Here is a 23,996-nt window from a genome sequence, read left to right on the forward strand (position 1 = left end):
CACTCGTACGAGCGCCGGCGTCCCTCGTGAACGCCGGCGCTCGTACGGTGGTCGGTTCGTCGGATCTGTCCGATCGGAAATGGCCGAAGGGCAGCCGAGTGTCAGACGTCCAGCTGGTCGGCGACGGCGCGCAGCATGCCGGCGATCTTGCCGCCGTGGGCCTTGTCCGGGTAACGGCCGCGCTCCAACTGCTGGGTGACGTTCTCCAGCAGGGTGGTGAGGTCCTGGACGATCGACGCCAGCTCATCGGGCTTGCGGCGCTGGGCCGCCGCCACCGACGGCGTGGGGTCGAGCAGCATCACCGACAGGGCCTGGTCGCCCCGCTGACCGGCCACGACGCCGAATTCCACCCGCTGGCCGGGCTTGAGAGCGTCGACCCCGTCCGGGAGCACCGAGGAGTGCACGAAGACGTCTCCGCCGTCGTCGCGGGAGAGAAAGCCGAAGCCCTTCTCGCTGTTGAACCACTTGACCTTGCCGGTAGGCACGTCTGTCCTCGTCCTCGTATCTCGTCGGAAATGGGGAATTGAAGGGAGAGACCGTCGAAACCCGTCGAAACGCTCGGCAATCGATGACGATCGATCGACGGAAAAACAGCTCTTGATAGCACTACAGCGGGTCGCAAGACCCGCTACCCCCCAGGCTAATGGTCCCGGGCCCGGTGACAAGATGTCCCCGGCCCCACCCCACGCCCAGGCATCTACCCTGGTCGGGTGAGTAGCGAAACGCCCCGGGCCGGGGATCTGCTGGTACGCATCGGCGCCATCGTCTTCCTCGTCGGCGCGGTGGCCACCCTGGCGACGGTCGCCCCGCTCTTCCTGGGCGCCGACCCGCTGCCTCCCGCAGCGTACTTCGTCTGCATGCTGATGGGGGTGGGATTCCTCATCGCGGGCGGCGGGGTGCTGCAGTCGATCGCCGCCCAGCGGCGTCAGGCCCGCGCCTCCGCGACGGGCTCGCCCGCGGCCAGGTAGCCGCGCAGCCACCGCGGAAAGTCCGTCAGGCCGGCGAGGACGACGTTCGCTCCGGCCGCCCGCAGCTCGTCCGCCGGGCAGGGCCCCGTCGTCACGCCGACCGACAGCGCCCCCGCCGCGCGCGCACCGCGCACGTCGCCGACGTGGTCGCCCACGTACACGTCCGCGCCGTGCTCGCGCAGCGCCACGGCCTTGCCCTCCGCCCACAGCGAGCCCACGAGCACGTCCGGCTCGATGCGCAGGTGATCGAGGTGGAGGCGGGCGTTCCGGGGGTTCTTGGCGGTGACGACGACCGCCTGCCCACCCAGCTCGCGCACCGCGGCCACGGCCTCGCGGGCGCCCGGCAGGGCGGGGGAGGGGGCGATGCCGTGCTCCGGGTAGGCGGCCACGTAGAAGGCGGCGGCCTCGGCGATGCGGTCCTCAGGGAACCAGTGCGCCAGCTCCTGCTCCAGCGGCGGCCCGATCCGGCTCAGGACGAGGTCGATGTCGATGGCCGCGCCCGTGGCGGCGACGAGCGTCTCGTACGCGGCCCGGATGCCCGGCCGGGAGTCGACCAGGGTGAGGTCCAGGTCGAAGCCGACCGTGAAGCGGGGCGTGCGCGGGGCTGGGCTCATGAGCCCATTGTGCCGGGGGTGCTTCCCGAGCCTTCCCGAGCCTTCCCGAGTCTTCCCGGGCCTTCCTGGGCTTTCCCCGCACGGCAAGGGCCCCCGGCCCGCCCCGGTCTCCCCGGAGGCCCCGACGTACGCTTAGCCTGCCCTAACCACCCCATTCCGGCCTTTCGGCCGTCCGACCCCCGTGGAAGCGATGTCAGCCGCCGTCCCGCTCAGCACCCCCAGATCCTCCCTGGTCAGGCGCCGCATCGGCTGGACGGTGGCCGCGGTCGCCGCCCTCCTCGCAGCGGTGCTCCTCAGCCTCGCCGTGGGCGCCCGCCCGGTCGCTCCCGGCCACGTCCTCGACGCCCTGCTGCACGGCGGCGACGGCAAGGACGCCACCGTCGTCCGCGAGATGCGGCTGCCGCGCACGCTCGTCGGCCTGATGGTCGGCGCGGGCCTCGCCCTCGCCGGCACGGCCCTGCAAGGCATCACCCGCAACCCCATCGCCGACCCCGGCATCCTCGGCATCAGCCACGGCGCGGCCGTCGGCGTCGTCCTCGCGATCATGCTCGCCGGGGTGGAGAGCCTCACCGGCTACGTGTGGTGGGCGTTCGGCGGCGCGGCGCTCGCCTCCGTCGCCGTCTACGCGATCGCCTCGCGCGGCCGCGGCGGCGCCTCGCCCGTCAAACTCGCGCTGGCCGGCGCCGCGATCAACGCCCTGCTCGTCTCGCTGACCACCGCCGTGCTGACCACCCAGGCGTCCGTCCTGGACAAGTTCCGCTTCTGGCAGGTCGGCTCGCTCTCCGGGAGCGACACCGGGCTGGCCGGCCGGATCTGGCCGTTCCTGCTGGTGGGTGCGGTACTGGTGCTGTCCGTGGCCCGCGGCCTGGACGCCCTCGCGCTCGGCGAGGACGTCGCCAAGGGCCTCGGCCAGAACGTCGCCGCAGTCCGCATCACGGGCGGGCTCGGCGCCACCGTCCTGACCGGTGCCGGCGTGGCCGCCGCCGGCCCCATCGCCTTCGTCGGCCTCGCCGTGCCGCACATCGCCCGCGCGCTCGTCGGCGGCGACCACCGCTGGCTGCTGCCCACGTCCGCCCTCCTCGGCCCCGTCGTCCTGCTGGCCGCCGACACCGCGGGCCGCGTCTTCTTCCCGCCGGGCGAGGTCCCGGCCGGCGTCATGACGGCCCTGATCGGCGTCCCCTTCCTCGTCGCCCTCGTCCGCCGGAAGCGGGTGGCCGCCGTATGAGCACCGCAGCAGCCCGCGGCCCCGCCGCCGCCCGCTCCGCGCGCCCCGCCGGCTACGCCCTCGTACGGGCCGGGCGCGGCTCCTTCCTCGTCCACCGGCGCGGCACCGCGGTCGCCGCCGGCCTCGCTTTCCTGCTCGCCGCCGCCTGTCTCGCCTACCTGTGCATCGGCAAGACCTACGCCGAACCCGGCGAGGTGCTGAAGGTCCTCCTCGGCGAGCCCTCGCGCGAAGAGGTCACCGTCGGCACGCTGCGGCTGCCGCGCATGACCGTGGGCCTGCTCGTCGGCCTCGCGTTCGGCGCCGGCGGCGCGCTCATCCAGACCGTCGCCCGCAACCCGCTGGCCAGCCCCGACGTCATCGGCATCACCCAGGGCGCGAGCGCCCTCGCCGTCGGTTCGATGACCTTCGGCGTCACCTCGTACGCCGCCCTGCCCTACGTGTCCGTCGCCGGCGGCCTCCTCGCCGCCGCCCTCGTCTACGTCTTCGCGTGGCGCGGCGGCCTGCACGCCACCCGCTTCGTCCTCATCGGCATCGGCTTCGCCGTCGCCCTGCGCTCCGTCACCCACCTGTTCATGACCAAGGGCGACTATCTCGTCGCCCAGCGCGCGCAGGTGTGGATGACCGGCTCGCTCAACGGCCCCGGCTGGGACGAGGCCGCCCCGCTCGCCTGGGCGCTGCTCGCGCTCGTGCCGTTCCTCTGCTGGGCCGCCCGCGCGCAGCGCACGGTCACCATGGACGACGACACGGCGACCGCGCTGGGCGTGCGGCTGAACCGGGTACGGGGCGGGCTCGTCCTCCTCGGCGTTGTCCTCGCGTCCATCGCCACGGGCGCGGCCGGCCCCGTCGACTTCGTGGCGCTCCTCGCCCCGCAACTGGCCCGCCGCATGACGCGCACCGCGCAGATCCCGCTGCTGGCCTCGGCGCTGACCGGCGCGCTCATCGTGGTCGTCGCGGACCTGCTGGGCCGCAAGCTGCTGGAACCGACCCAGCTGCCCGTGGGCGTGCTGACCGCGGCGGTCGGCGCCCCGTACCTGATCCGGCTCATCATCAAGGGCCACAGCACCCGGAACTCCGGAGGAACAGCGTGACGGAGAGCGTGACGGATCGTCCGAAGCTCGGGGGAAGCCGGCTGACCGCCCGCGACCTGACCCTCGCCTACGAGGACCGCACGGTCGTCGACGGCCTCGACCTGGCCGTCCCCGACGGCGAGGTCACCATCGTCATCGGCCCCAACGCGTGCGGGAAGTCGACCCTGCTGCGGGCGCTCGGCCGGCTGCTCAAGCCCGCCCGCGGCACCGTGCTGCTCGACGGCGAGGAGCTCTCCCGGATACCCACCCGGACCATCGCCAAGTCCCTCGGCCTGCTCCCGCAGACGCCCGTCGCGCCCGAGGCCATCACCGTCGCGGACCTCGTCGCCCGCGGCCGCCAGCCGCACCAGCGCTGGTGGCAGCAGTGGTCGGAGGAGGACGAGCGGGCCGTGGCCGACGCCATGGGCCGTACGGACACGACCGCGCTGGCCGAACGGTCCGTCGACGAGCTCTCCGGCGGCCAGCGGCAGCGCGTCTGGATCGCCATGGCCCTCGCCCAGGAGACGGATCTGCTCCTGCTGGACGAGCCCACGACGTACCTGGACATCTCCCATCAGGTGGAGGTCCTCGACCTGGTGCGGCGGCTCAACCGCGAGCGCGGCCGCACGGTCGTCGCGGTCCTCCACGACCTCAACCAGGCGGCGCGCTACGCCGACCACCTCGTCGCGATGAAGGCGGGCCGCATCGTCGCCCAGGGCCGGCCGGCGGACATCGTGACGGCGGACCTGGTGCGGGAGGTCTTCGGCCTGCACGCGGTGGTCGTACCGGACCCGGTGACGGGCAGCCCGCTGGTGATCCCGGGGAAGCCGTGGGAAGGGGAGCGGGGGGACGTACCGGAGCCGGAGGCTGCGGAACGGGCTTGAGGGGCCGGAAGGCGCCGCTCACCCCGGGCGGCGTGAGCGCCACACGACGAACGCCGCGGAGGCGACGGCCGCCCCCCGCAGGACCCAGGGCCACGTGTCCGACATGGCCGCGCCCAGCCCGCCGTCCGGTACGGGATCGCCCCAGCGCCCCTCCGTACGGCCCCACAGCCACACGACGCCTGCGGCCGCGACGAGGCCGGGCACGCCCATGACGGCCCACTTGGACTCGGTCTGCGAGAGCTTGCGGGTGAGGTAGGCGAGGCCCCAGCCGGCCGCGAGGACGATCCAGTTGCTGAGCACGGCGCCCACGACCAGGACCAGGGCGACGAGCAGGAGCAGCGGCGGTACGGGGGCGCCGTCGGCGCGCCGGAAGAGGCTCGGGCGGCTCGGGCCGCCGTCGTCGTCCTCCTCGTCCCAGGTGCCTTCCGCACCGTGCTCGCCCTGCCGTGCGGTGGCGGGGCCTTCGGGCTCGTCGCGGTTATCGCGGTTATCGCGGTTATCGCGGTCACTGCGGTCACTGCGGTCATCGGGGTCGTCGCCGGGCCGCGGGGGCGGTTTCAGTATGTCGGGGATCTCGATGCCGCCGGTGAAGCCGTGGATCGTGCCCTGGGCCGTACCGGTGCCCGCGCCCGCGAAGGGGGAGGACAGCGGGGAGGAACCGGCCTCGACGCTCCACCAGTCCTGCACGTCACCGGCCCCGGCCCCGGCCCCCGGGGCTGCCCCCGCGGTCACCTCGGCCGCGGGCCGCTCGGGCGCGGCGTACGAGGGCGGGCCGGGGGGGCGGGACGGGACGGAGGGGGTGGCGCGTACGGGCTCGCCCTCGCGCCGGGGCGCCGGGACGCGCCTGCCGGTGTCGGCGAACCCGCCCGCCGCGGCGGCCCCCGCCGAGGCCGCGGCCGAGGCACCCGCGTCGGCGACGGCCTCGTCCGGCGTGCCGAGGCCGGTGAGGATGCGCTGGACGGCGGCGGGCGTATCGGCGCCCTCGGAGGCCCTGCGGCGCTCGATCTCCGTCCGCAGCCGGGAGACCAGCCGCATGCGGTCGGCGGAGGTGAGCTCCGCCTGCCGCTGGGCGATGTCACCGACCCGGCTCAGATAGTCGTACACAAGCTGATCGCTCTCGATCCCCACCGAATCCCCTAAGACCGCATCCCCTAAGACCGTCCGAGACCACCGGCCGCTTTCCCCCCGAAGGTACCGGTTCCGCACGGCCGTGACAGGGGGAACGGGGGCGGCGCGGGGAGCGTACGGGGTCCCGGAACACGGCTCGCGCCGCCTCGCCGGGCCTCAGCGCACGGCCACCACGTCGAGCACGATCCGCAGCCGACGGCCCGTCATTCCCTTGGCGTTGGTGACTCCGAAGGCGTAGCGATCGACGACGGTCGTGGCCCGTACGCTCAGCCGCGGGCCGTCCACGATGACCTCCTCCAGGGTGAGGACGGCCGGCCGGGTGACGCCACGCACAGTCAGCTCGCCGCGCAGGGTCACTTCTCCCTCCGCGCGCTGGACTTCGGCGCCGTGGAAGCGGATCTCGGGGTGGAGCGCCGAGTCGAGATAATCGGCTGAACGGACGTGCCGGTCGCGCGGGGCGTGCCCGCTGGAGAAACTGTCGACGGGGATCACGGCCTCGACGGTGGAGGCGGATTCGGGCTCCGCGACGGTGATGCTGCCGTGCGCGACGGAGAAGGTCCCCTTGATGGGGAACAGCCCGAAGAACGCCCGCATCCGGAACCGGATCCTCGAAGCGCCGGGGTCGATGCGGTAGACGCCCGGTAACGGCCCGTTCTTCATGGAGCAGTCCCCTCCCGATTCCGGCGGTGCCGGTGCAACAGCCCCTCACCGGTACGGTATCGGGCTTCCCGCCCTACGGCAGCGCGATCTCGTAACGCAGGCGCTGGCGGTGCGCGGGCATGGTCATCAGATCCACCTGAATCGGCCGCCCGGAAGAGTCGAGGGTGACCCGGGTGACCCGGAGAACAGGCTCGCCGGACTCAGTCCCGAGCGCCTGCCGCTCGTCATCGGTAGGCATCCGCGCGACGACATCTTCCCGCACGGTCGCCCCCGCGTACCCGAGCCGCGCGAGCAGGGTGACGGCCCCGCCGGGAATCTTCGCGGTCCCGGCGAGCGGGGTGCCGCGGGCGATGGCGGCGGGAAAGTAGGTGTCGGTGAGCTCACTGGGCCGCTCATCGAGCAACATGAGCCGCCGCCGTACAACCACGACGTCCCCGCTCTGCACCCCGAGCAACTCGGCGACGACTTCCGGCGCGGGAACCTCCCCTGCATGAACGATCCTCTGCCGCCCCCGGCGCCCCTGCGCGGCGGTCTCCGCACTCCAGGCGTCGGGGCTGCCGTCGGGGCGCGCCTGAAGGTAGGGCAGGGAATTGCTGACCCAGCGACTGTCACTCTGCATGCGTATCCCCTATCCAGTCACTCGGCGGTGAACTCGTACTGCAATTCGTACAGATGCCCGGCCTTGGCCATGACGGCTGCCTCGACGGGCCGCTCGTCATCGCTGTACAGCACCCGGAGCGTCCGGAGCACGGGCAGGCTGCTCGGCAATTGAAGAGCGTTGTACTCCTCCTGAGTGGGCACCCGCGCCGAGACCTTGTCCACGCTGAGGCGCGGCGGAAACCCCAGCTCGGCGAGGAGGGTCGGCGTGCCGCCCTTGATCCGGCGGCGCTCTGTGAGGGCGGTGCCGCGGGCGATGCCCCAGGGGTAGTAGCACTTGACCAGTTCGACCGGCTCGTCGTCGATGAGCAGGAGCTGGCGGCGCAGCAGCGCGGTGTCGCCCTCCCTGAGCCCCAGAGCTGCCGCCACGTCCGCCGGCGGTGCGGTCTCAACGACCTCCAGCAGCCTGGCGCTCGCCCGGCCGCCGTGCTTCGACGCCTCGGTGAGCCAGCGGTACGGCGCACCGGCGTCTGCCGGAGCCATGTAGGCGGCGGGCCGCATGGTCCGCTGCCGACGTGGCCGCACGGTAACCGCAGCTCCGGGGCGGCCGATGACCAGACGCTCCTCTTTGAGGAGTTGCAGCGCCTTCTGCACTGTGGCGCTGGAGGCGTCGAACCTTGCCTTGAGCTGTGTCGTGCTCGGCAGGTCGTCGCCGGGTGCCAGGTCGCCGCTCATGATCTCGTCACGAAGATCCGCGGCGATCCGCTCATGCAGTGAGCGGCGGTCTGCTGCACCTGTCCCACTGTTACCCACGATGCCCTCCGGCTGTCGCCCTTACGCCCTATGGCCCCCACCGTATGCGACTTGACGAGGATTGATACCGCTCCAGCACTGTATCACTATTCGCGAATAGCGATACAGTTGCCTGAGGGGTGCGCAGTGATGACGTACAGGATCGGCGCGTTCGTGGTGGACACGCGTGAGGGACGGATCGCGCAGGTGATCGGGGAGCGGGGTAGCCGCCTGACGTTGCGGCGGCCCGGGGGCGGGGCCGAGTGGGAGGCGCCGTTCGCCTCGCTCAGGCTCGCGACCCGGGAAGACCGGGAGGCCGCCGGGCTGTGGCCGACCGGTTCGCGGCCGTCGTACGGGTGTGAGGAGTGCGTGCAGTTGGAGGCCGCGTATCACGAGGCGGCCGCGGGGGACGATCACGTCAAGACGGGGGAGGCCCTTGTCGTCCAGCGCCGTCACTGGCGCATGGTGCACATGGCGGGCGGAGGCGCGTGACTGCGCGGGTGCGTGCTTACGCGGGCGTGCGCGCACCGTGCTCACTCCGGAGCCGAGGGATGCCCGGAGGGCGGGCCGTGCCGCAGCGACGTGGTGCGCGAACTTGCCGCACGGGGTGGGGGGGTGGGGTGGGGGGTGGGCTGGGATCCGGGGGTTGGTGCGGGTGAGAACAGGCTGACCTCCGACCCCGGACGTGGCATCCACCGGGCTCCGGGGCGAGGTGGCCAGCCAGTGGCTGGGATCCGTGGGGTGGGTGCGGGTTAGTGCGGGTTGGGGGTGGGCTGGGATCCGTGGGTTGGGTGCGGGTCAGAACAGGCTGGCAGCGGGGGGAGGGTGGGGGGCTTGCGGCTGTCGGGTGTCCGACGCCCGGTGGGTGGTGGGCCGCCGTACTCCTTCCGTCACGGATGCAGGCGCGTGAGGAGACCGGTCCCTTCGTCTGTGGCTGAGGGGGAGCGGGCTGCTGCCGCGATGTGGCTTGGCCCGTCGTGGGCGTTCCACTCACTTGTTCGCCGTCGTGGCTGAGCGGCCGGGTGCGGGTGGTGGGGGTTGGTGTCCTCGCGGCGCGGAAATCAACCGGCGGGGCCGGGCTGCGCGGCGTACAAGTGGCCAGGGAATGGCGGCGGAACGCCTCAGCGGCCCCACCTGATGGCCCGTGCCTCTGCTGCCCCATCACTCGGCTGCGGGCAGTGGTGGGTGGCCTTCCCGGGCCGGAAGTCAACCGCCCAGCAGCCGTGCGCGGCGTACAAGTGACCCGAGAGCGTAGGCCGCCCGCCTCACCGGCCCCACCCGGCCGCCCGCGCCTCACTAACCCCAGCCCCACTCCACCTTCCAGCCGCCTGCGCAACCACAAAACCTGGCACGCCTAGTGGAACGCCCACGACGGCAGGAACCACATCGCGGCAGCAGCCCGCTCCCCCTCAGCCCAGGCCTATGCGCAAGGTCTCCTCACGCGCCTGCATCCGTGACGGAAGGAGTACGGCGGCCCACCACCCACCGGGCGTCGGACACCCGACAGCCGCAAGCCCCCCACCCTCCCCCCGCTGCCAGCCTGTTCTGACCCGCACCCGACCCACGGATCCCAGCCCACCCCCAACCCGCACTAACCCGCACCCACCCCACGGATCCCAGCCACTGGCTGGCCACCTCGCCCCGGAGCCCGGTGGATGCCACGTCCGGGGTCGGAGGTCAGCCTGTTCTCACCCGCACCCCCACCCGCCCCACCGATCCGAACCCACCCACCCCACACAACGCACCGCCCCCGGCGACAACCCGAAACAGGCCATCACCAGGGGCGGTGTGAGACGGGTGCGGCGCGCCGCACCCGGTCGATCGGTCGGTCGGCGCTACTTCACGCCCAGCATCTGTTCGATCGGGTCCAGGAAGAAGTACACGAGGAAGCAGAGGCCGACGACGTTCAGCAGCCAGGGGATTTCGCGGGCGCGGCGGTCGGCGATGCGGAGCAGGATGAAGGCGAGCACGCCGATGCCGATGCCGTTGGTGATCGAGTACGTGAACGGCATCGCGATGATCGTCAGGAACGCCGGCACCGCGATGGTGAAGTCGCTCCAGTCGATCTCCCTGACGTTCGCCGCCATGATCAGGAAGCCCACGACCAGCAGGGCGGGCGTGGCCGCCTGGGAGGGGACGACCGTGGCGAGCGGGGTGAAGACCAGGGTGAGGAGGAAGAGGCCGCCGGTCATCAGGTTGGCGAGGCCCGTGCGGGCGCCCTCGCCGACGCCGGCCGTGGATTCCACGAAGCAGGTGTTGGCGGAGGCGGAGCCGAGGCCGCCGCCGGCGACCGCGATGCCGTCGACCATGAGGATCTTGCCCATGTTGGGCAGCTGGCCGTTCTCGTCGGTGAGTCCGGCCTCCTCGCCGACGCCGATGATCGTGCCCATCGCGTCGAAGAAGCCCGACAGCAGCACGGTGAAGACGAACAGGCAGCCGGTCAGCAGGCCGACCTCGCGGAAGCCGCCGAAGAGGCTGATGTGGCCGATGAGGCCGAAGTCGGGGGCGCCCACGATCTTGTCCGGCACCTGGGGGACGGACAGGCCCCAGCCCGTGCCCGGGATCTTGGCGAGGGAGTTGATGACGATCGCCACGAACGTCATGACGACGATGCCGATGAGGATCGCGCCGCGCGTCTTGCGGACGACCAGGATGAACGTCAGCGCGAGCCCCACGACGAAGACCAGTACGGGCCAGCCGTGCAGCTGGCCGCCCTGGCCGAGACCCATGGGGACAGTGGTGTGCGCGCCGTCCGGGTTACGGGTGACGAAGCCGGAGTCGACGAGGCCGATCAGCGAGATGAAGAGGCCGATGCCGATCGCGATGGCGCGCCGCAGCCCGTTCGGGATGGCGTCCATGACGCGCTGCCGCAGACCGGAGGCGACCAGCAGCATCAGCACCAGGCCGGCCAGCACCACCATGCCCATCGCGTCGGGCCAGCTCATCTTGGGGGCGAGCTGGAGCGAGACGACGGCGTTGATGCCGAGGCCGGCGGCGCACGCGATGGGCACGTTGCCGATGACGCCCATGAGGACGGTGCTGAGGCCGGCCATCAGGGCGGTGGCCGTGACGAGCTGGCCGTTGTCCAGCTGGTGGCCGAACTTGTCCTGGCCGGCGCCGAGGATGATCGGGTTCAGCACGACGATGTAGGCCATCGCGAAGAACGTGGCCAGGCCGCCGCGGAGCTCCCGGGACACGGACGAGCCCCGCTCGCTGATCCGGAAGTACCGGTCGAGGGCGCCCTTGGGCTGGGAGGACGGCGGCGGGGGCTGCTGGGCGTCGACCGGGGAAGTGGCCGAGGTGGGCATACGGGACCTCAGTCGGAGTGGGCCTGCGGGGCGCAGGCGGCGGGGGACACGCGGTGGTTCACGAACGTGGCCCATGAACGCGGCTCACGAACGCCGTTCATGAACGCGGACCGAACTTGGATCATGAATCGGCCGTGAGCTGTATGATCAAACAAAACCAGCCGGTCATTATCCGTTCGATTCAGTATGAATAAACAAGCGCGGGATTGCTATCTCCGCGCGTAGACCCTTATGCGCCAAGGGCTCCGTTCACCGCCCCCGCGCTGACCGCCGCCTCGCGCCGGGCCGCGGACCCCCACGCACTACGCTTGCGTCCATGACGAAGTGGACACCGAGGCACGAAGCGCCGGAGCCCCTGGAGGGCAACGTCGTCGCCACGATCACCGGCGGCACGGTCATCTGGTTCGTCCTCTTCCTCGTCCAGTTGCCCTTCTACGGCTGGTTCGACGACCACGGTCACCTGTGGTGGCTGTGGACCTGTCTGGCCGGCGGCGGGCTGGGCCTGATCGGCGTCTGGTACGTACGCAAGCGCGACGCGGCGATCCGCCGCGCGGCGGCGGCCGCTCCGCGGGGGACGGCGGACGCGACCCGTTAGGGGCCGCCGCCGCGGCGGATTCACGGCGGCGCGCACCCACTCCGCGGGCGCGCCGGCGCCGAGGCCGGTTGCGGTTGTTTCGAAAGGCACAGCGCCCGGCGTCCCCGTACCGTCGGACTCATGAGCGATCCGGCGCAGACCGCGACCGAGGAGCACCTGCCCGCGCCGCACCCGGGCCTCAGCTCGCCCGAGGTCGCCGAGCGCGTGGCCCGGGGCGACGTCAACGACGTGCCCGTCCGCTCCTCGCGCTCCACCGCGGACATCGTGCGGGCCAACGTCTTCACCCGCTTCAACGCCATCATCGGCGTCCTCTTCCTGATCATCCTCGTCGTGGGCCCCATCCAGGACGGCCTCTTCGGCTTCGTGATCGTCGCCAACACGGCGATCGGCATCATCCAGGAGCTGCGGGCCAAGAAGACCCTCGACTCGCTCGCCGTCATCGGCGAGGCCAGGCCGACCGTCCGCCGTGACGGCGCCCCCTGCCCGGTCCCCACCTCCGAGATCGTCCTCGACGACGTGATCGAGCTCGGGCCGGGTGACAAGTGCGTCGTGGACGGGCGCGTCCTGGAGGCCGACGGGCTGGAGATCGACGAGTCACTGCTGACCGGCGAGGCCGACCCCGTGCTGAAGCGGCCCGGGGACCCCGTCATGTCCGGCTCGTTCGTCGTGGCCGGCGGCGGCGCCTTCGCCGCGACCAAGGTCGGGCGGGAAGCGTACGCGGCCCAGCTCGCCGAGGAGGCGTCCCGGTTCACGCTCGTCCACTCGGAGCTGCGCACGGGCATCAGCCGGATCCTCAAGTACGTGACGTGGATGATGGCCCCGACCGCCCTCGGCCTGGTCGTCAGCCAGCTCTTCGTCCAGGACCACGACTGGCGGGAGGCCGTCCGGAGGATGGTCGCGGGGATCGTGCCCATGGTCCCGGAGGGTCTGGTGCTGCTCACGTCCGTGGCCTTCGCGATCGGCGTGATCCGGCTGGGGCGCAAGCAGTGCCTGGTGCAGGAGTTGCCCGCGATCGAGGGTCTGGCGCGCGTCGACGTCGTCTGCCTGGACAAGACGGGCACGCTCACCGAGGGCGGCATGGACGTCAGCGAGCTGCGGCTGCTGGACGGCGAGGGGAGCGGCAAGGAGCGCGAGGCCTACGTCCGCCAAGTGCTCGGCGCGCTCGGCAAGGCCGACCCTCGCCCCAACGCGAGCCTCCAGGCGATCATCGACGCCTACCCGGCCCCCGATGGGTCGGACGGGTCGGACGGGGCGGACGGGTCGGACGGGGCGGCCGGACCAGCCGGGGAGACAGGCGGCACCCCGCCGCAATGGCAGTGCACCGACTCCCTCCCCTTCTCCTCCGCCCGCAAGTACAGCGGCGCCGCCCTGCGCTCCCCCGACGGCGAGAGCGCCACCTGGCTGCTCGGTGCCCCCGACGTGCTGCTGCCCGCGGGCGACCCCGCGCTCGCGCACGTCGAGGACCTCAACGCCAAAGGGCTGCGGGTGCTGCTGCTCGCGCGCGCCACGCGCGGCCTGGACGACCCGGGCGTCACCGACGGCGTACGGCCCACCGGGCTGGTCGTCCTGGAGCAGCGGCTGCGCCCGGACGCCGGCGCCACCCTGCGCTACTTCGCCGAGCAGGACGTCTCCGCGAAGGTCATCTCGGGCGACAACGCCGTCTCCGTCGGCGCCGTCGCCGCCAAGCTCGGGCTGACCGGCGCCCAGGGACCGGTCGACGCGCGGCGCCTCCCGGCAGAGCGGGAGGCGATGGGGCGCGTGCTGGACGAGGGCGCCGTCTTCGGGCGGGTCACCCCGCAGCAGAAGCGGGACATGGTCGGGGCGCTCCAGCACCGCGGGCACACCGTCGCCATGACGGGAGACGGCGTCAACGACGTCCTGGCACTGAAGGACGCCGACATCGGCGTCTCGATGGGCTCGGGCTCCGAGGCGACCCGGGCCGTCGCCCAGATCGTGCTGCTGAACAACAGCTTCGCGACGCTGCCGTCGGTGGTGGCGGAGGGCCGCCGCGTCATCGGCAACATCACGCGCGTGGCGACGCTGTTCCTGACCAAGACGGTCTACTCGGTGCTGCTCGCGATCCTCGTGGTCTGCTCCCAGGTGCCGTACCCCTTCCTGCCGCGTCACCTGACGCTGCTCTCCACGCTCACCATCGGCGTCCCGGCCTTCTTCCTCGCCCTCGCGCCGAACAAGGAGCGCGCGAAACCGCACTTCGTCCGCAGGGTCATGCGGTACGCGATTCCCGCCGGGACCATCGCGGGGGTCGCCACCTTCGCCGCGTACCTGCTGGCGCGGCACTACTACACGGGCCCCGGCGCCCTGGACGCGGAGACCAGCGCCGCGACGCTGACGCTGTTCCTGATCTCGCTGTGGGTCCTGGCGATCATCGCGCGCCCGTACACGTGGTGGCGGATCGGCCTGGTCCTGGCGATGGCCGCGGGATTCCTCGTCGTGCTCGCCACGCCGTGGCTCCAGCACTTCTTCGCACTGAAGCTGGTGGGTACGACCATGCCGTGGGCCGCCGTCGCCATCGCGGCGGTGGCGGCCGCGGTGCTGGAACTGGCATGGCGCTGGGTGGACCGGCGCTTCCCGGCGTAGAGCCTCGCAGGGCAGGACGTTCCGGCGCAGGGCCTTCCGGCGCAGAGCCTTCCGGCGCAGGGCGTTTACGGCTCTACCGCTCTACCGCTCTACCCGCTCTATGGCTCTACCGTTCCACGGTCTACGCGCTGGCCTGCTCGTCCTCCAGCATTTCCCGGATCTGCTCGCGCAGCGCGGGGCTGTCCTTGTGCTTGTGGACGGAAACGGCGTGCTCGCTGGCGGCGCGGACGACCTCGTCCTCCTCGCCGGTGATGGTCAGCGAGCAGTCCGTCTCGCTGGGGAACCTGCGGCAGTCGGCGACTTTCCTGGTCATGACGGCCTCCCGGGGCTTCGTTCACTGGGCCGCACTCCCAGCGTAGGCCGGGACCTCACCCCGCCGCGGGCGCGGCCGTCTCGGCGTCGACCATCTTCTCCATCGGGTCCGCGGCCAGCGCTCCGCCTATCACCATCGCGGCGACGATCGCCACGCCCAGGATCACGTTCCCCAGCCACACCATCGTGTCGACCGGCAGGGTGTACGCGCCCACGACCCGCGCCACGCACTCGGCCAGCAGCGCGCAGCCCCAGACGAGGGAGAACGTCCGCTCCGTGCGCCGGAACCGCGCTTCGCGGACCGCCAGCCTGTCCCACGCGGCCAGGCGCGCGGGGTCGCCCTTGACCACCCACGGCTTGAGCCCGTTCGTCATCATCGGCCGCCGCCCGGCGACGGCGGACACCAGCACCATCAGACCGACGACGCTGCTCACGGCGCTGTCCTTGGCCAGCATCAGCCGGGCGTCCCCGCTGACGCCGCTGAGCGCCAGCCCTACGACGTTGACGATGAGGATCAGCGCGGCGAGCCCGTTGACCTGCCGGTCCTTGATCAGGCTCCAGAGGGTCCGCGCGGCGGGCAGCGCGCTGCTCCAGCCCAGGGCCGCGACCGTGCCCATGCCGAAGCCCTTGCTGAGCGCGTAATACGCGGCCATCGGCAGGACGCCGTCCACGAGGAGCGGCACGAAGCTGTCCAGGACCGCCTGCTTGCGCGGGACGGCAGCGGTAGCGACAGCGGTGGTGCCAGTGGCGCCGGTCGTACCGGTGCCGGTGCCGGTGCCGGTGGCGCCCGCCATGCCGGTGGCCGGCTGCGCGGCGATGGTCGTGTCGCTCATGATCCGTGTCCCCCCGAGGCGTCCCGTAGCCGTGCGGCTTGCGCTGCTTCCACTCTCGCGGCCGGCCCGGGCTTCCGGCAGTGCCGTCGATAATCGACCAGGCATGACTTTTGTCAGCAGCGGCCAACGGTCGTAGTGCCCGCCTGCCGCCGCCGGTGCCCGCCGATTCGCCGTAATGATCTAGAGATCATAGGGTTTGCCCCCGCGCGTGGGGCGCGTGGGCCGCGAAGCGGCCTGCTTCCGGCGATGTGCTCCATGCCACCGGGCGCCCCGGCGTATCCACTTTATTTAGTTCGGGTAATGAGTTAGGCTAAAGACATGTCGGACCGGGACCCCCAAGTCGATACCGCCGCAGTGAACTCCCTGCGTTCCGGTGTCATGCGCCTGTCGCGTCGGCTCAAGCACCAGCGGGTCGACGAATCGCTCAGTCCCACGGAGATGTCGGTGCTGGGCACGCTCGCCGGCTGCGGCCGTGCCACCCCCGGTGAGCTCGCTCGCAAGGAGCACGTGCAGCCCCCGTCGATGACCCGCATCGTCGCCCTGCTCGAAGCCAAGGGCCTGGTCCGGCTGGAGCCGCACCCCGAGGACCGCCGCCAGAAGGTGGTCACCCAGACCGAGCGGGCCGAGGCCATGCTCGAAGAGAGCCGCCGCAAGCGGAACGTCTGGCTCACCGAGCTCGTGGGGCGGCTCGACGAGGAGGAGTGGGCGACGCTGCGCGCCGCCGCACCCGTCCTCGAGAAACTCGCGCACCTGTAAAGACGCGCCAGGAGGAGGCGAACCCACTTTGAGTACGGGACCCGGAGCAGACTCCGCACCCGCACCGAACAGCCACGACGACGCCGCACGCAGCGCCGCCCTGAACAAGCCCGCACCGGCCACGAGTCCGGAGCCCGGGCCCAAGGGCGGCACCTTCAGTTCCCTCAGAATCCGCAACTACCGTCTCTTCGCCACCGGCCAGGTCGTCTCCAACACCGGCACCTGGATGCAGCGCATCGCCCAGGACTGGCTGGTCCTCAGCCTCACCGGCTCCTCCGCCGCCGTCGGCATCACGACAGCCCTGCAGTTCCTGCCCATGCTGCTGTTCGGGCTCTACGGCGGCGTGATCGCCGACCGCTGCCCCAAGCGCCGGCTGCTCGTCCTCACCCAGGCCGCGATGGGCCTCACCGGCCTCGCGCTCGCCGTCCTCACCCTCTCCGGGCACGTGCAGGTCTGGCACGTCTACCTCACCGCGTTCGTCCTCGGTCTCGTCACCGTGGTCGACAACCCCGCCCGCCAGGCCTTCGTCGTCGAGATGGTCGGCCCCGCCGACCTGCGCAACGCCGTCAGCCTCAACTCCGCCAACTTCCAGTCCGCGCGCCTGATCGGGCCCGCCGTCGCCGGTGTGCTGATCACCGCCGTGGGCAGCGGCTGGGCGTTCCTCCTCAACGGCCTGTCCTTCGTCGCGCCCGTCGCCGGGCTGCTGCTGATGCGCACCGCCGAGCTCCACAAGGTCGACCGCGCGCCGCGCGGCAAGGGCCAGTTGCGCGAGGGCCTGCGCTACGTGGCCGGGCGGCCCGACCTCGTCTGGCCGATCGTCCTCGTCGGATTCATCGGCACCTTCGGCTTCAACTTCCCCATCTGGCTCACGGCCTTCGTCAACGACGTGTTCCACGCCGGCGCCGGCACGTACGGCCTGCTCAACACGCTGATGGCGGGCGGCTCCCTGGTGGGCGCCCTGCTCGCCGCGCGCCGGGGCAGCTCGCGGCTTCGGCTCCTCGTCGGCGCGGCCCTGCTCTTCGGCCTCCTGGAGATCACGGCGGCGCTCGCGCCCTCGTACTGGGTCTTCGCGGCGCTGCTCGTGCCGATCGGAATGTTCGGCCTCACCATCAACGTGACGGCCAACACCAGCATCCAGCTCGCCACGGATCCCGCGATGCGGGGGCGCGTCATGAGCCTGTTCATGATGGTGTTCGTCGGCGGCACGCCGCTCGGCGCCCCGCTGGTCGGCTGGGTCACCGACGCCTACGGGGCGCGCGTCGGCTTCCTCGCCGGCGGTGTGGTCGCCACGCTCGCCGCGGTCGGCGTGGGCCTGGTCCTGGCCCGGGTCGGCGGCCTCCGCCTGAAGATCGACCTACGGCGCGGCCGCACGCACGTGGCCTTCGTACCGCGCGAGCCGGAGGCACAGTCGGCGGAGGGCTTGGCGGCGGTGGCGTAGCCGTGTGGCCGCGCGGTCGCCGTCCGGCGGGGGGCTTGTCGTCCGGGCGCCCCGGGCGGCGCCTGCGTGGCCCGGGCCGACGTAACCGCCCCGGCGCCCGTCGAAGCCCTCCCGCCCCGCCGGAGGCCGCCCGGCGTCGTAAAGCCACCCCCGAAGGGGAGACTGGGGCTATGCGACTCTTCGCCGCCGTCGTGCCGCCGGAGGCGCCCGTCGCCGAGCTGGCCGGGGCCACGGCGCCCCTGCACACGCTCCCGGGCGCGGACCGGCTCCGATGGACCGAGCCGGCCGGCTGGCACTTCACGCTCGCCTTCCTCGGCGAGGTCGACCCCGCCCTGCTCCCGGAGCTCACCGAGCGCCTCGGCCGCGCCGCCCACCGGCACCCTCCGCACGAACTGCGGTTCGCCGGAGGCGGCCGGTTCGGGGACCGGATCCTGTGGGTCGGCGCGGACGGCGAGCGGACGATCCTGCGCGACCTCGCCCGTTCCGCCGCCGCCGGAGCGCGCCGCGCGGGCGTGGCCGTCGACACCACGCACGACTTCCGCGCGCACCTCACCCTCGCCCGGGCCGCAGGACCCGTACACCTCCGCCCGTACGCCGAGAGCCTCGCCGGCTTCAGCGGCACGCCCTGGACCGTGCAGCGCCTGGAGCTCATGCGCAGCCGCCTCCCGGGCGGCGGCGTCCCCGGCGAGCGCCCGCGCTACGAGACGGTGGCGGCGTGGGAACTGGGCGGCTAGACCGGCTGCACCCCCGGGCCCCCGGGCCCCCGGGCCCCCGGGCCCCCGGGCCCCCGGGCCCCCGGGCCCCCGGGCCCCCGGACCGGACCGGACCGGCCGGACCGCCCGCACCAGCCCCGCCGCCCACACCGCCCGCACCGGCCCGTGGACAGGGCACCCCCGCCCCTCCGGTTACGCTCGATGCGTGGACCCGAAGACCAGAAACCGCATCATGACCGCCGCGCTCGCCGCGATCCTCGTCGTCGTCGCCGTGGTGGCAGCGGTGAAGTAGAGCCGGCGAAGCGACGCCGGCAGTGCCCTCGGCCGGGTCACCCTTGCCTTGAGTGCGCTCGAAGGCGTTGGCTAGGGCGCCATGGAGTACACGCAGCTCGGACGTACAGGCCTCAAGGTCAGCCGGCTCGTCCTCGGCACCATGAACTTCGGTCCGCAGACCGACGAAGCCGGCGGCCACGCCATCATGGACGCCGCGCTCGACGCGGGCGTCAACTTCTTCGACACCGCCAACGTCTACGGCTGGGGTGACGACAAGGGCCGGACCGAGGAGATCATCGGGACCTGGTTCGCCAAGGGCGGCGGCCGCCGCGAGAAGGTCGTCATCGCCACCAAGGTCTTCGGCAACATGGGCCCGGACGGCGCGGACTGGCCGAACCACGACCGCCTGTCCGCCGTGAACATCCGGCGGGCCGTCGACGCGAGCCTCAAGCGGCTGCGGACCGACCACATCGACCTCTACCAGTTCCACCACGTGGACCGGGCGACGCCGTGGGACGAGATCTGGCAGGCGATCGACGTCCTCGTCCAGCAGGGCAAGATCGTCTACGCGGGCTCGTCCAACCACGCCGGCTGGCACATCGCCCAGGCCAACGAGGCCGCCCGGCGGCGCGGTTCGCTCGGGCTCGTCAGCGAGCAGTGCCTGTACAACCTGGCCGAGCGGCGCGCCGAGATGGAGGTCATCCCGGCCGCCGAGGGCTACGGCCTCGGCGTCATCCCCTGGTCGCCGCTGCACGGCGGGCTGCTCGGCGGCGTCATCCGCAAGCAGAAGGAGGGCGGCAGCGCCCGCGCGGCGTCCGGCCGGTCGGCGGACGCCCTCGCGAACACCAAGGTCCGCGAACAGGTGCAGGCCTACGAAGATCTGCTCGACAAGCACGGCCTGCAACCGGGCGAAGTAGCCCTCGCCTGGCTGCTCACCCGGCCCGGAGTGACCGGCCCGATCGTCGGCCCGCGCACGAACGAGCAGCTCGCCTCGGCCCTGCGCGCCGTGGAGCTGGAGCTCTCCGCCGAGCTGCTCGCTCAGCTCGACGAGATCTTCCCGGGCCCGGGGCCGTCGCCGGAGGCCTTCGCCTGGTGAGGCCCTCAGCGCGGGGCGAGAGACCCTGAGCGCGGCAGCACGCCATGAGCGCCTCTGTCTCGTACGGGAAGGCTCGTACGGGCAGAGGCGCTCGTACGAGCAGAGGCGCGTCGCGCGTGTCGGCGGGGAGCGCCCTACGCCCCCGCCTCGTACGCCCCGCCCACGTCCCACGCCTGATGCATCGCGTCCGCGAAGGCACCGGCGAGGCGGTGTTCGCCGGCCGCGTTGGGGTGTGTCCCGTCGTACGTGTCGCGGTCGATGTCCCAGCCCTCGGGGCTGGAGGCGAGGAGCAGCGGTGAGCCGGGGGAGGAGAGGTCGGCGACGGTCTTGCCGAGGAGTTCGTTGAAGCGCTCGCACTCGGCGGCGAACGGCGGGTCGTTGGCGGCGCGGACGTTCCGGATGACGGGCAGCAGCACGGCCCGTATGCGCGGGTTGGCGTCGCGCGCCTCGGCGACGAAGCGGCGTACGTTGCCGGCCGTCTGCTCGGCGTTGGTGTAGAAGCCCAGGTCGATGAGGCCGAGCGAGACGAGCAGGGTGTCGGCGCGGCCGGCCCGGACCGCGTCCCCGATGAGCGGGGCCATGTGCTGCCAGCCCTCGCCCCAGCCGGCGAGGTGCGCGCGGGCGCGCTCGGGGAACTCGGGGGCGCCGTAGGCGTACGAGACGGGCGCGTCGGCGGCCGGGTCGTACAGCTCGCTGCGCGGGCCGACGATCTTGTACGGGCCGCCGTACGTCGCGTTGAGGTGCTGCCACATGCGGTAGCGCCATGTGAGGTCACCGGCGCTACCGATGGTCATCGAGTCGCCGACGAACATGATCCGCATGTGCACATCATCGCGGATGGCGGGACGGGCACGGTGCACGAGGGTGGCCTGCGGGGCGGGCGCGGGGCCGGGGATTCCGGTCCCGTTTTCTGCTCGGAGCGCGAACGGGGGCATTCCGCCGAGCCGAGTGGCGGAATGCAGAAATACGGAAATGCGAACCGGAGGGACGGGTTCATAAATGCGGCGGCGCCGCCCCGCCGGCATTCCGGCGGGGCGGCGTCATCACCTCATTGTCTCATTGCCTCATTCCGGTTTCGGCCGCGGACCGGCCGGCGCTGCCCGTCAGGGGCTGTCCGTGTGGCCGTAGCTGGAGACCCGGCCGTGGCCGGAGCAGTCGCCTCTGAAGATCCAGTAGCCCGGACCCACCCAGGCGCCGTACAGCACCGTGCCGTCGGAACAGCGCGTCCACGACTGGGACTTGCCGTAGTCGACGCGGCAGTTGGCCGTCCATACGGTTCCGTTGTTGCGGTAGCTGTCGCAGGACGAGACGTGCGGTGCCGGCGCGGCCGAGGCGGCCGTGGCCCCCACCAGGCTGGTGCCGGCCGCCATGATCGAACCCACGGCGGCATAGGCCAAGCGGCGCTTGATGCGCGTCATTGCTTTCCCTCCCTGGAGCTGGTTGCCGTTCGGTCGGAAACCTATACGGGTCGGCCGCGTACGGCAGTGCGGGAATTCGCCAATGCGTTCTTTTCTCTGGGTGGTTTTCAGCCGCAGGACTGGCGAATACCTATCGCATTTGATGGTTCGTCCGAGGTGCGGTGCAGATGGGAGAGGCGCGAGGGATAGGGGGAGTGTCGAGTTCCGGGCGGGTGGCGCGGTGCGGCGATGCTCACCCCTGCGGGGCCCGCCCGGATGGCAGGCTTGGATCCATGCGCCCACGCCCGCTCCCCGCCGCCGCACGCGCCGCCTTCGCGGCCACCACGCCGGCCGCACTGGCCGCACTGGCCGCGCTGGTCACTCCGGCCGTGCTGCTGCCTGCCGGCCCGGCCCTGGCCGACGACGGCGCCGCCGCACGGCCGGCCGCCGGCGCTTCCCCCTCCGCTTCGTCCGCCGCCTCCGCCCCGGCTGCCTTCACCATCGCGGACCCCCGGATCAAGGAGTCCAGCGGCCTGGCGGCCAGCCGCGCCCACCCCGGCGTGTACTGGACGCACAACGACAGCGGCGACGGCGCGTACGTCTACGCCGTCGACGGCCGCACCGGCCGCACGGTCGCCACCGTCACCCTCGCCGGGATCGAGCCGCGCGACGTCGAAGCCATCTCCATCGGCCCCGACGGCAACATCTACCTCGGTGACATCGGCGACAACTTCGGCGGCCGCTGGCCGGAGGTGTGGATCTACCGCTTCCCCGAGCCGAAGACCCTCAAGGACACCACCCTCACCCCCACCCGCTACACCGTCCGCTACGACGACGGCCCGCGCGACGCCGAGTCGCTGATGGTGCACCCGAAGACCGGGCGCGTGTACATCGTCAGCAAGAAGCGCTCCGGCAAGGGCGCCCTGTACGAGGCGCCGGAGCGGCTCTCCGCGTCCGGCGTCAACGTCTTCCGGCGCACCGCCGACATCGACCTGTGGGCCACGGACGGCGCGTTCTCCCCCGACGGCAGCCGGCTCGTCGTCCGCGGCTACTTCGACGCCCGCGCGTACCGCTGGCAGGACGGCCGGCCCCAGGAGATCGGCCGCCCGGACGTACCGCTCCAGCGCCAGGGCGAGTCGGTCACCTTCACCACGGACGGCCGCACCCTGATGTACGGCTCGGAGGGCAAGAACAGCACGGTGCAGCCCGTAGCGCTGGACGGCGACCTGCTCCCGGACTCGGCGCCCAAGCGCCCGGACGACGCGAAGAACGGCGACGGCGCCGCGGACCGTCAGTCCGGCAGCACCACCGGCGCCGACAACCGCAACCTGCTCGTGGGCGCGGGCGCCCTGGCCGTGGTCGCGGGCCTGGCAGTGGGCCTACGACGGCTGCTGAAGCGCCGCTGATGCCGAAGTGCCGCTGACGCTGAAGCGCCGCTGAGGGCGCCGGGGGGTTGCGCGACGGGGCGCCGGGGCGTTACGCGACGGACGGCCCCGCGGATCACCGCGGGGCCGTCCGTCGTTCCGTCATGTCGTCAGAGCTGTTCGATCACGTAGTCGACGCAGGCCGTCAGGGCCTCGACGTCCGACGGGTCGATCGCCGGGAACATCGCGATGCGCAGCTGGTTGCGGCCCAGCTTGCGGTACGGCTCGGTGTCGACGATGCCGTTGGCGCGCAGGACCTTGGCGACGGCCGCCGCGTCCACGTCGTCCGTGAAGTCGATCGTGCCGATGACGGCCGACCGCTTGGCCGGGTCCGCCACGAAGGGCGTCGCGTGCTTGGAGGCCTCGGCCCAGCCGTAGAGGGTGCGGGCGGAGGTCGCGGTGCGGCGGACCGCCCAGTCCAGGCCGCCCTGGCCGTTGAGCCACTCCAGCTGCTGGTTCAGCAGGAAGAGGGTGGAGAGGGCCGGGGTGTTGTACGTCTGGTTCTTGAGGGAGTTGTCGATCGCGGTCGGCAGCGAGAAGAACTCGGGGATGTGCCGCCCGGAGGCGTGGACGCGGGCCGCGCGCTCCAGGGCCGCGGGGGAGAAGACCGCGAGCCACAGGCCGCCGTCGGAGGCGAAGGACTTCTGCGGGGCGAAGTAGTAGACGTCGGTCTCGGCGATGTCGACGGGCAGGCCGCCCGCGCCGGACGTGGCGTCGACCAGAACGAGCGCGCCCTCGTCGGCACCCTCGACGCGCCGGATGGGCGCCGCGACGCCGGTGGAGGTCTCGTTGTGGGTGAGGGCGTAGACGTCGGCGCCCGCCTCTGCCTTCGGCTCCGGGTGGGTGCCGGGCTCGGAGGAGACGACGGTCGGCTCGGCCAGCCACGGCGCGAGCTTCGCGGCCTTCGCGAACTTGGAGGAGAACTCGCCGAAGGACAGGTGCTGCGACTTGTTCTCGATCAGGCCGTGCGTCGCGACGTCCCAGAAGGCCGTCGAGCCGCCGTTGCCGAGGATCACCTCGTAGCCGTCGGGCAGGGAGAAGAGTTCGCGCACGCCGTCGCGCACCGAGCCGACCAGGTTCTTGACCGGGGCCTGGCGGTGCGACGTGCCGAGCAGGGAGGTTCCGGTGGCAGCCAGCGCGGCGAGCGCCTCCGTACGCACCTTGGACGGGCCCGCGCCGAAGCGACCATCGGCGGGCTTGATGTCAGCGGGGATCTGGATATCAGCCACGGAGGCAGCCTAGTCCGTGCGGAGTTTCCGATCAGTAAAACGTCCGTTCGGTGAGACGGGGGAGGGGGGAAGGCGTGCAGTATGGGCCT

Annotated in this window: 24 protein-coding genes; 12 read left to right on the plus strand and 12 right to left on the minus strand. The window is 72.3% G+C overall.

All coding sequences use genetic code 11. The features are described 5' to 3' along the window. Positions 1–101 precede the first annotated feature (101 nt). Positions 102–485: a cold-shock protein gene (locus tag PS271_RS16815; RefSeq protein ID WP_120757004.1), complete on the minus strand. Its 384-nt coding sequence runs from the start codon at positions 483–485 to the stop codon at positions 102–104. 225 nt (positions 486–710) lie between these two features. On the opposite strand from PS271_RS16815, the gene PS271_RS16820 reads away from it, so the two are divergent. Beyond that, complete coding sequence (locus PS271_RS16820; RefSeq protein WP_398382659.1) at positions 711–968, plus strand: hypothetical protein; 258 nt, start codon at positions 711–713, stop codon at positions 966–968. Here PS271_RS16820 and PS271_RS16825 read toward each other — a convergent pair. Further along, a complete protein-coding gene (locus PS271_RS16825) occupies positions 926–1,582 on the minus strand; it encodes an HAD family hydrolase (RefSeq protein ID WP_398382660.1) in 657 nt (218 codons plus the stop codon). The two genes, PS271_RS16820 and PS271_RS16825, sit on opposite strands and share 43 nt — an antisense overlap. A 190-nt stretch (positions 1,583–1,772) precedes the next feature. Here PS271_RS16825 and PS271_RS16830 point away from each other — a divergent pair, with 190 nt between their 5' ends. From PS271_RS16830 to PS271_RS16840, 3 genes are read left to right on the plus strand one after another with little or no spacing between them, the layout of a single operon-like run. Beyond that, a complete protein-coding gene (locus tag PS271_RS16830) occupies positions 1,773–2,807 on the plus strand; it encodes a FecCD family ABC transporter permease (protein WP_398382661.1) in 1,035 nt (344 codons plus the stop codon). Then, positions 2,804–3,895, plus strand: a complete 1,092-nt coding sequence (locus PS271_RS16835; RefSeq protein ID WP_398382662.1) for a FecCD family ABC transporter permease — start codon at positions 2,804–2,806, stop codon at positions 3,893–3,895. Before PS271_RS16830 ends, PS271_RS16835 begins: the two co-directional genes overlap by 4 nt. Next, entirely contained in the window at positions 3,892–4,758 is an 867-nt protein-coding gene (locus PS271_RS16840) for an ABC transporter ATP-binding protein (RefSeq protein WP_398382663.1), read from the plus strand. The genes PS271_RS16835 and PS271_RS16840 overlap by 4 nt, the downstream gene beginning before the upstream one ends. A gap of 18 nt (positions 4,759–4,776) precedes the next feature. Here PS271_RS16840 and PS271_RS16845 read toward each other — a convergent pair whose 3' ends face one another. The 4 genes from PS271_RS16845 to PS271_RS16860 form a co-directional block, all read right to left on the minus strand. Beyond that, on the minus strand, positions 4,777–5,886 hold the full coding sequence (locus PS271_RS16845; protein ID WP_398382664.1) for a hypothetical protein: 1,110 nt from the start codon (positions 5,884–5,886) through the stop codon (positions 4,777–4,779). Between the two features lie 156 nt (positions 5,887–6,042). Then, a complete protein-coding gene (locus PS271_RS16850) occupies positions 6,043–6,546 on the minus strand; it encodes a YceI family protein (RefSeq protein WP_398382665.1) in 504 nt (167 codons plus the stop codon). Positions 6,547–6,619: 73 nt separating this feature from the next. Continuing rightward, the gene (locus PS271_RS16855) at positions 6,620–7,165 is read right to left on the minus strand and encodes a GntR family transcriptional regulator (protein ID WP_398382666.1); all 546 of its coding nucleotides are present in this window, start codon (positions 7,163–7,165) and stop codon (positions 6,620–6,622) included. A gap of 17 nt (positions 7,166–7,182) precedes the next feature. Then, a complete protein-coding gene (locus tag PS271_RS16860; RefSeq protein WP_398382667.1) occupies positions 7,183–7,956 on the minus strand; it encodes a GntR family transcriptional regulator in 774 nt (257 codons plus the stop codon). A 129-nt stretch (positions 7,957–8,085) separates the two neighbouring features. On the opposite strand from PS271_RS16860, the gene PS271_RS16865 reads away from it, so the two are divergent. Next, positions 8,086–8,427: a hypothetical protein gene (locus PS271_RS16865; protein ID WP_398382668.1), complete on the plus strand. Its 342-nt coding sequence runs from the start codon at positions 8,086–8,088 to the stop codon at positions 8,425–8,427. Between the two features lie 1,343 nt (positions 8,428–9,770). Here the strand turns inward: PS271_RS16865 and PS271_RS16870 are convergent. Further along, positions 9,771–11,243, minus strand: coding sequence for an NCS2 family permease (locus PS271_RS16870; protein ID WP_398382669.1), 1,473 nt, complete (start codon positions 11,241–11,243; stop codon positions 9,771–9,773). A 316-nt stretch (positions 11,244–11,559) separates the two neighbouring features. Here PS271_RS16870 and PS271_RS16875 point away from each other — a divergent pair, with 316 nt between their 5' ends. Together PS271_RS16875 and PS271_RS16880 are read left to right on the plus strand one after the other, a co-directional pair. Beyond that, complete coding sequence (locus PS271_RS16875) at positions 11,560–11,838, plus strand: DUF2530 domain-containing protein (protein ID WP_367135010.1); 279 nt, start codon at positions 11,560–11,562, stop codon at positions 11,836–11,838. 120 nt (positions 11,839–11,958) lie between these two features. Beyond that, the gene (locus tag PS271_RS16880) at positions 11,959–14,436 is read left to right on the plus strand and encodes an HAD-IC family P-type ATPase (protein ID WP_398382670.1); all 2,478 of its coding nucleotides are present in this window, start codon (positions 11,959–11,961) and stop codon (positions 14,434–14,436) included. Between the two features lie 121 nt (positions 14,437–14,557). On the opposite strand, the gene PS271_RS16885 is transcribed toward PS271_RS16880, so the two are convergent. Then, positions 14,558–14,749, minus strand: coding sequence for a DUF1059 domain-containing protein (locus PS271_RS16885; RefSeq protein WP_356279243.1), 192 nt, complete (start codon positions 14,747–14,749; stop codon positions 14,558–14,560). A 55-nt stretch (positions 14,750–14,804) separates the two neighbouring features. Beyond that, positions 14,805–15,581, minus strand: coding sequence for a VC0807 family protein (locus PS271_RS16890; RefSeq protein WP_398382671.1), 777 nt, complete (start codon positions 15,579–15,581; stop codon positions 14,805–14,807). 318 nt (positions 15,582–15,899) lie between these two features. Between PS271_RS16890 and PS271_RS16895 the strand changes: the two genes are divergently transcribed. From PS271_RS16895 to PS271_RS16910, 4 genes are all read left to right on the plus strand, one after another. Then, positions 15,900–16,337 (plus strand): MarR family winged helix-turn-helix transcriptional regulator, encoded by a 438-nt coding sequence (locus PS271_RS16895; protein ID WP_120756994.1) that lies wholly within the window; start codon positions 15,900–15,902, stop codon positions 16,335–16,337. 28 nt (positions 16,338–16,365) lie between these two features. Continuing rightward, entirely contained in the window at positions 16,366–17,775 is a 1,410-nt protein-coding gene (locus PS271_RS16900; RefSeq protein ID WP_398382672.1) for an MFS transporter, read from the plus strand. Positions 17,776–17,945: 170 nt separating this feature from the next. After that, the gene (gene thpR, locus PS271_RS16905; RefSeq protein ID WP_398382673.1) at positions 17,946–18,509 is read left to right on the plus strand and encodes an RNA 2',3'-cyclic phosphodiesterase; all 564 of its coding nucleotides are present in this window, start codon (positions 17,946–17,948) and stop codon (positions 18,507–18,509) included. Between the two features lie 352 nt (positions 18,510–18,861). Then, a complete protein-coding gene (locus tag PS271_RS16910) occupies positions 18,862–19,857 on the plus strand; it encodes an aldo/keto reductase (RefSeq protein ID WP_398382674.1) in 996 nt (331 codons plus the stop codon). Positions 19,858–19,991: 134 nt separating this feature from the next. On the opposite strand, the gene PS271_RS16915 is transcribed toward PS271_RS16910, so the two are convergent. After that, entirely contained in the window at positions 19,992–20,678 is a 687-nt protein-coding gene (locus PS271_RS16915; protein WP_398382675.1) for a GDSL-type esterase/lipase family protein, read from the minus strand. 282 nt (positions 20,679–20,960) lie between these two features. Then, positions 20,961–21,275, minus strand: a complete 315-nt coding sequence (locus PS271_RS16920) for a hypothetical protein (RefSeq protein WP_398382676.1) — start codon at positions 21,273–21,275, stop codon at positions 20,961–20,963. Between the two features lie 272 nt (positions 21,276–21,547). On the opposite strand from PS271_RS16920, the gene PS271_RS16925 reads away from it, so the two are divergent. Further along, positions 21,548–22,660, plus strand: a complete 1,113-nt coding sequence (locus tag PS271_RS16925; RefSeq protein WP_398382677.1) for a TolB-like translocation protein — start codon at positions 21,548–21,550, stop codon at positions 22,658–22,660. Positions 22,661–22,788: 128 nt separating this feature from the next. Here PS271_RS16925 and serC read toward each other — a convergent pair whose 3' ends face one another. Beyond that, positions 22,789–23,907 carry a phosphoserine transaminase gene (gene serC, locus PS271_RS16930; protein WP_398382678.1) on the minus strand — a complete coding sequence of 373 codons (1,119 nt, stop codon included), beginning with the start codon at positions 23,905–23,907 and terminating at the stop codon, positions 22,789–22,791. Between the last annotated feature and the right edge of the window lie 89 nt (positions 23,908–23,996).

It is taken from the genome of Streptomyces sp. SCA2-17, from assembly GCF_044336695.1.

Excerpts from the sequence above, each read along its gene's own strand:
- PS271_RS16825 (WP_398382660.1), bottom strand. The coding sequence starts at position 1,582 with ATGAGCCCAGCCCCGCGCACGCCCCGCTTCACGGTCGGCTTCGACCTG.
- PS271_RS16895 (WP_120756994.1), top strand. The coding sequence starts at position 15,900 with ATGTCGGACCGGGACCCCCAAGTCGATACCGCCGCAGTGAACTCCCTG.
- PS271_RS16920 (WP_398382676.1), bottom strand. The coding sequence starts at position 21,275 with ATGACGCGCATCAAGCGCCGCTTGGCCTATGCCGCCGTGGGTTCGATC.
- thpR (WP_398382673.1), top strand. The coding sequence starts at position 17,946 with ATGCGACTCTTCGCCGCCGTCGTGCCGCCGGAGGCGCCCGTCGCCGAG.
- PS271_RS16890 (WP_398382671.1), bottom strand. The coding sequence starts at position 15,581 with ATGAGCGACACGACCATCGCCGCGCAGCCGGCCACCGGCATGGCGGGC.
- PS271_RS16910 (WP_398382674.1), top strand. The coding sequence starts at position 18,862 with ATGGAGTACACGCAGCTCGGACGTACAGGCCTCAAGGTCAGCCGGCTC.
- PS271_RS16880 (WP_398382670.1), top strand. The coding sequence starts at position 11,959 with ATGAGCGATCCGGCGCAGACCGCGACCGAGGAGCACCTGCCCGCGCCG.
- PS271_RS16915 (WP_398382675.1), bottom strand. The coding sequence starts at position 20,678 with ATGCGGATCATGTTCGTCGGCGACTCGATGACCATCGGTAGCGCCGGT.
- PS271_RS16835 (WP_398382662.1), top strand. The coding sequence starts at position 2,804 with ATGAGCACCGCAGCAGCCCGCGGCCCCGCCGCCGCCCGCTCCGCGCGC.
- PS271_RS16830 (WP_398382661.1), top strand. The coding sequence starts at position 1,773 with ATGTCAGCCGCCGTCCCGCTCAGCACCCCCAGATCCTCCCTGGTCAGG.
- PS271_RS16870 (WP_398382669.1), bottom strand. The coding sequence starts at position 11,243 with ATGCCCACCTCGGCCACTTCCCCGGTCGACGCCCAGCAGCCCCCGCCG.
- PS271_RS16865 (WP_398382668.1), top strand. The coding sequence starts at position 8,086 with ATGACGTACAGGATCGGCGCGTTCGTGGTGGACACGCGTGAGGGACGG.
- PS271_RS16885 (WP_356279243.1), bottom strand. The coding sequence starts at position 14,749 with ATGACCAGGAAAGTCGCCGACTGCCGCAGGTTCCCCAGCGAGACGGAC.
- PS271_RS16925 (WP_398382677.1), top strand. The coding sequence starts at position 21,548 with ATGCGCCCACGCCCGCTCCCCGCCGCCGCACGCGCCGCCTTCGCGGCC.
- PS271_RS16875 (WP_367135010.1), top strand. The coding sequence starts at position 11,560 with ATGACGAAGTGGACACCGAGGCACGAAGCGCCGGAGCCCCTGGAGGGC.
- PS271_RS16850 (WP_398382665.1), bottom strand. The coding sequence starts at position 6,546 with ATGAAGAACGGGCCGTTACCGGGCGTCTACCGCATCGACCCCGGCGCT.
- PS271_RS16855 (WP_398382666.1), bottom strand. The coding sequence starts at position 7,165 with ATGCAGAGTGACAGTCGCTGGGTCAGCAATTCCCTGCCCTACCTTCAG.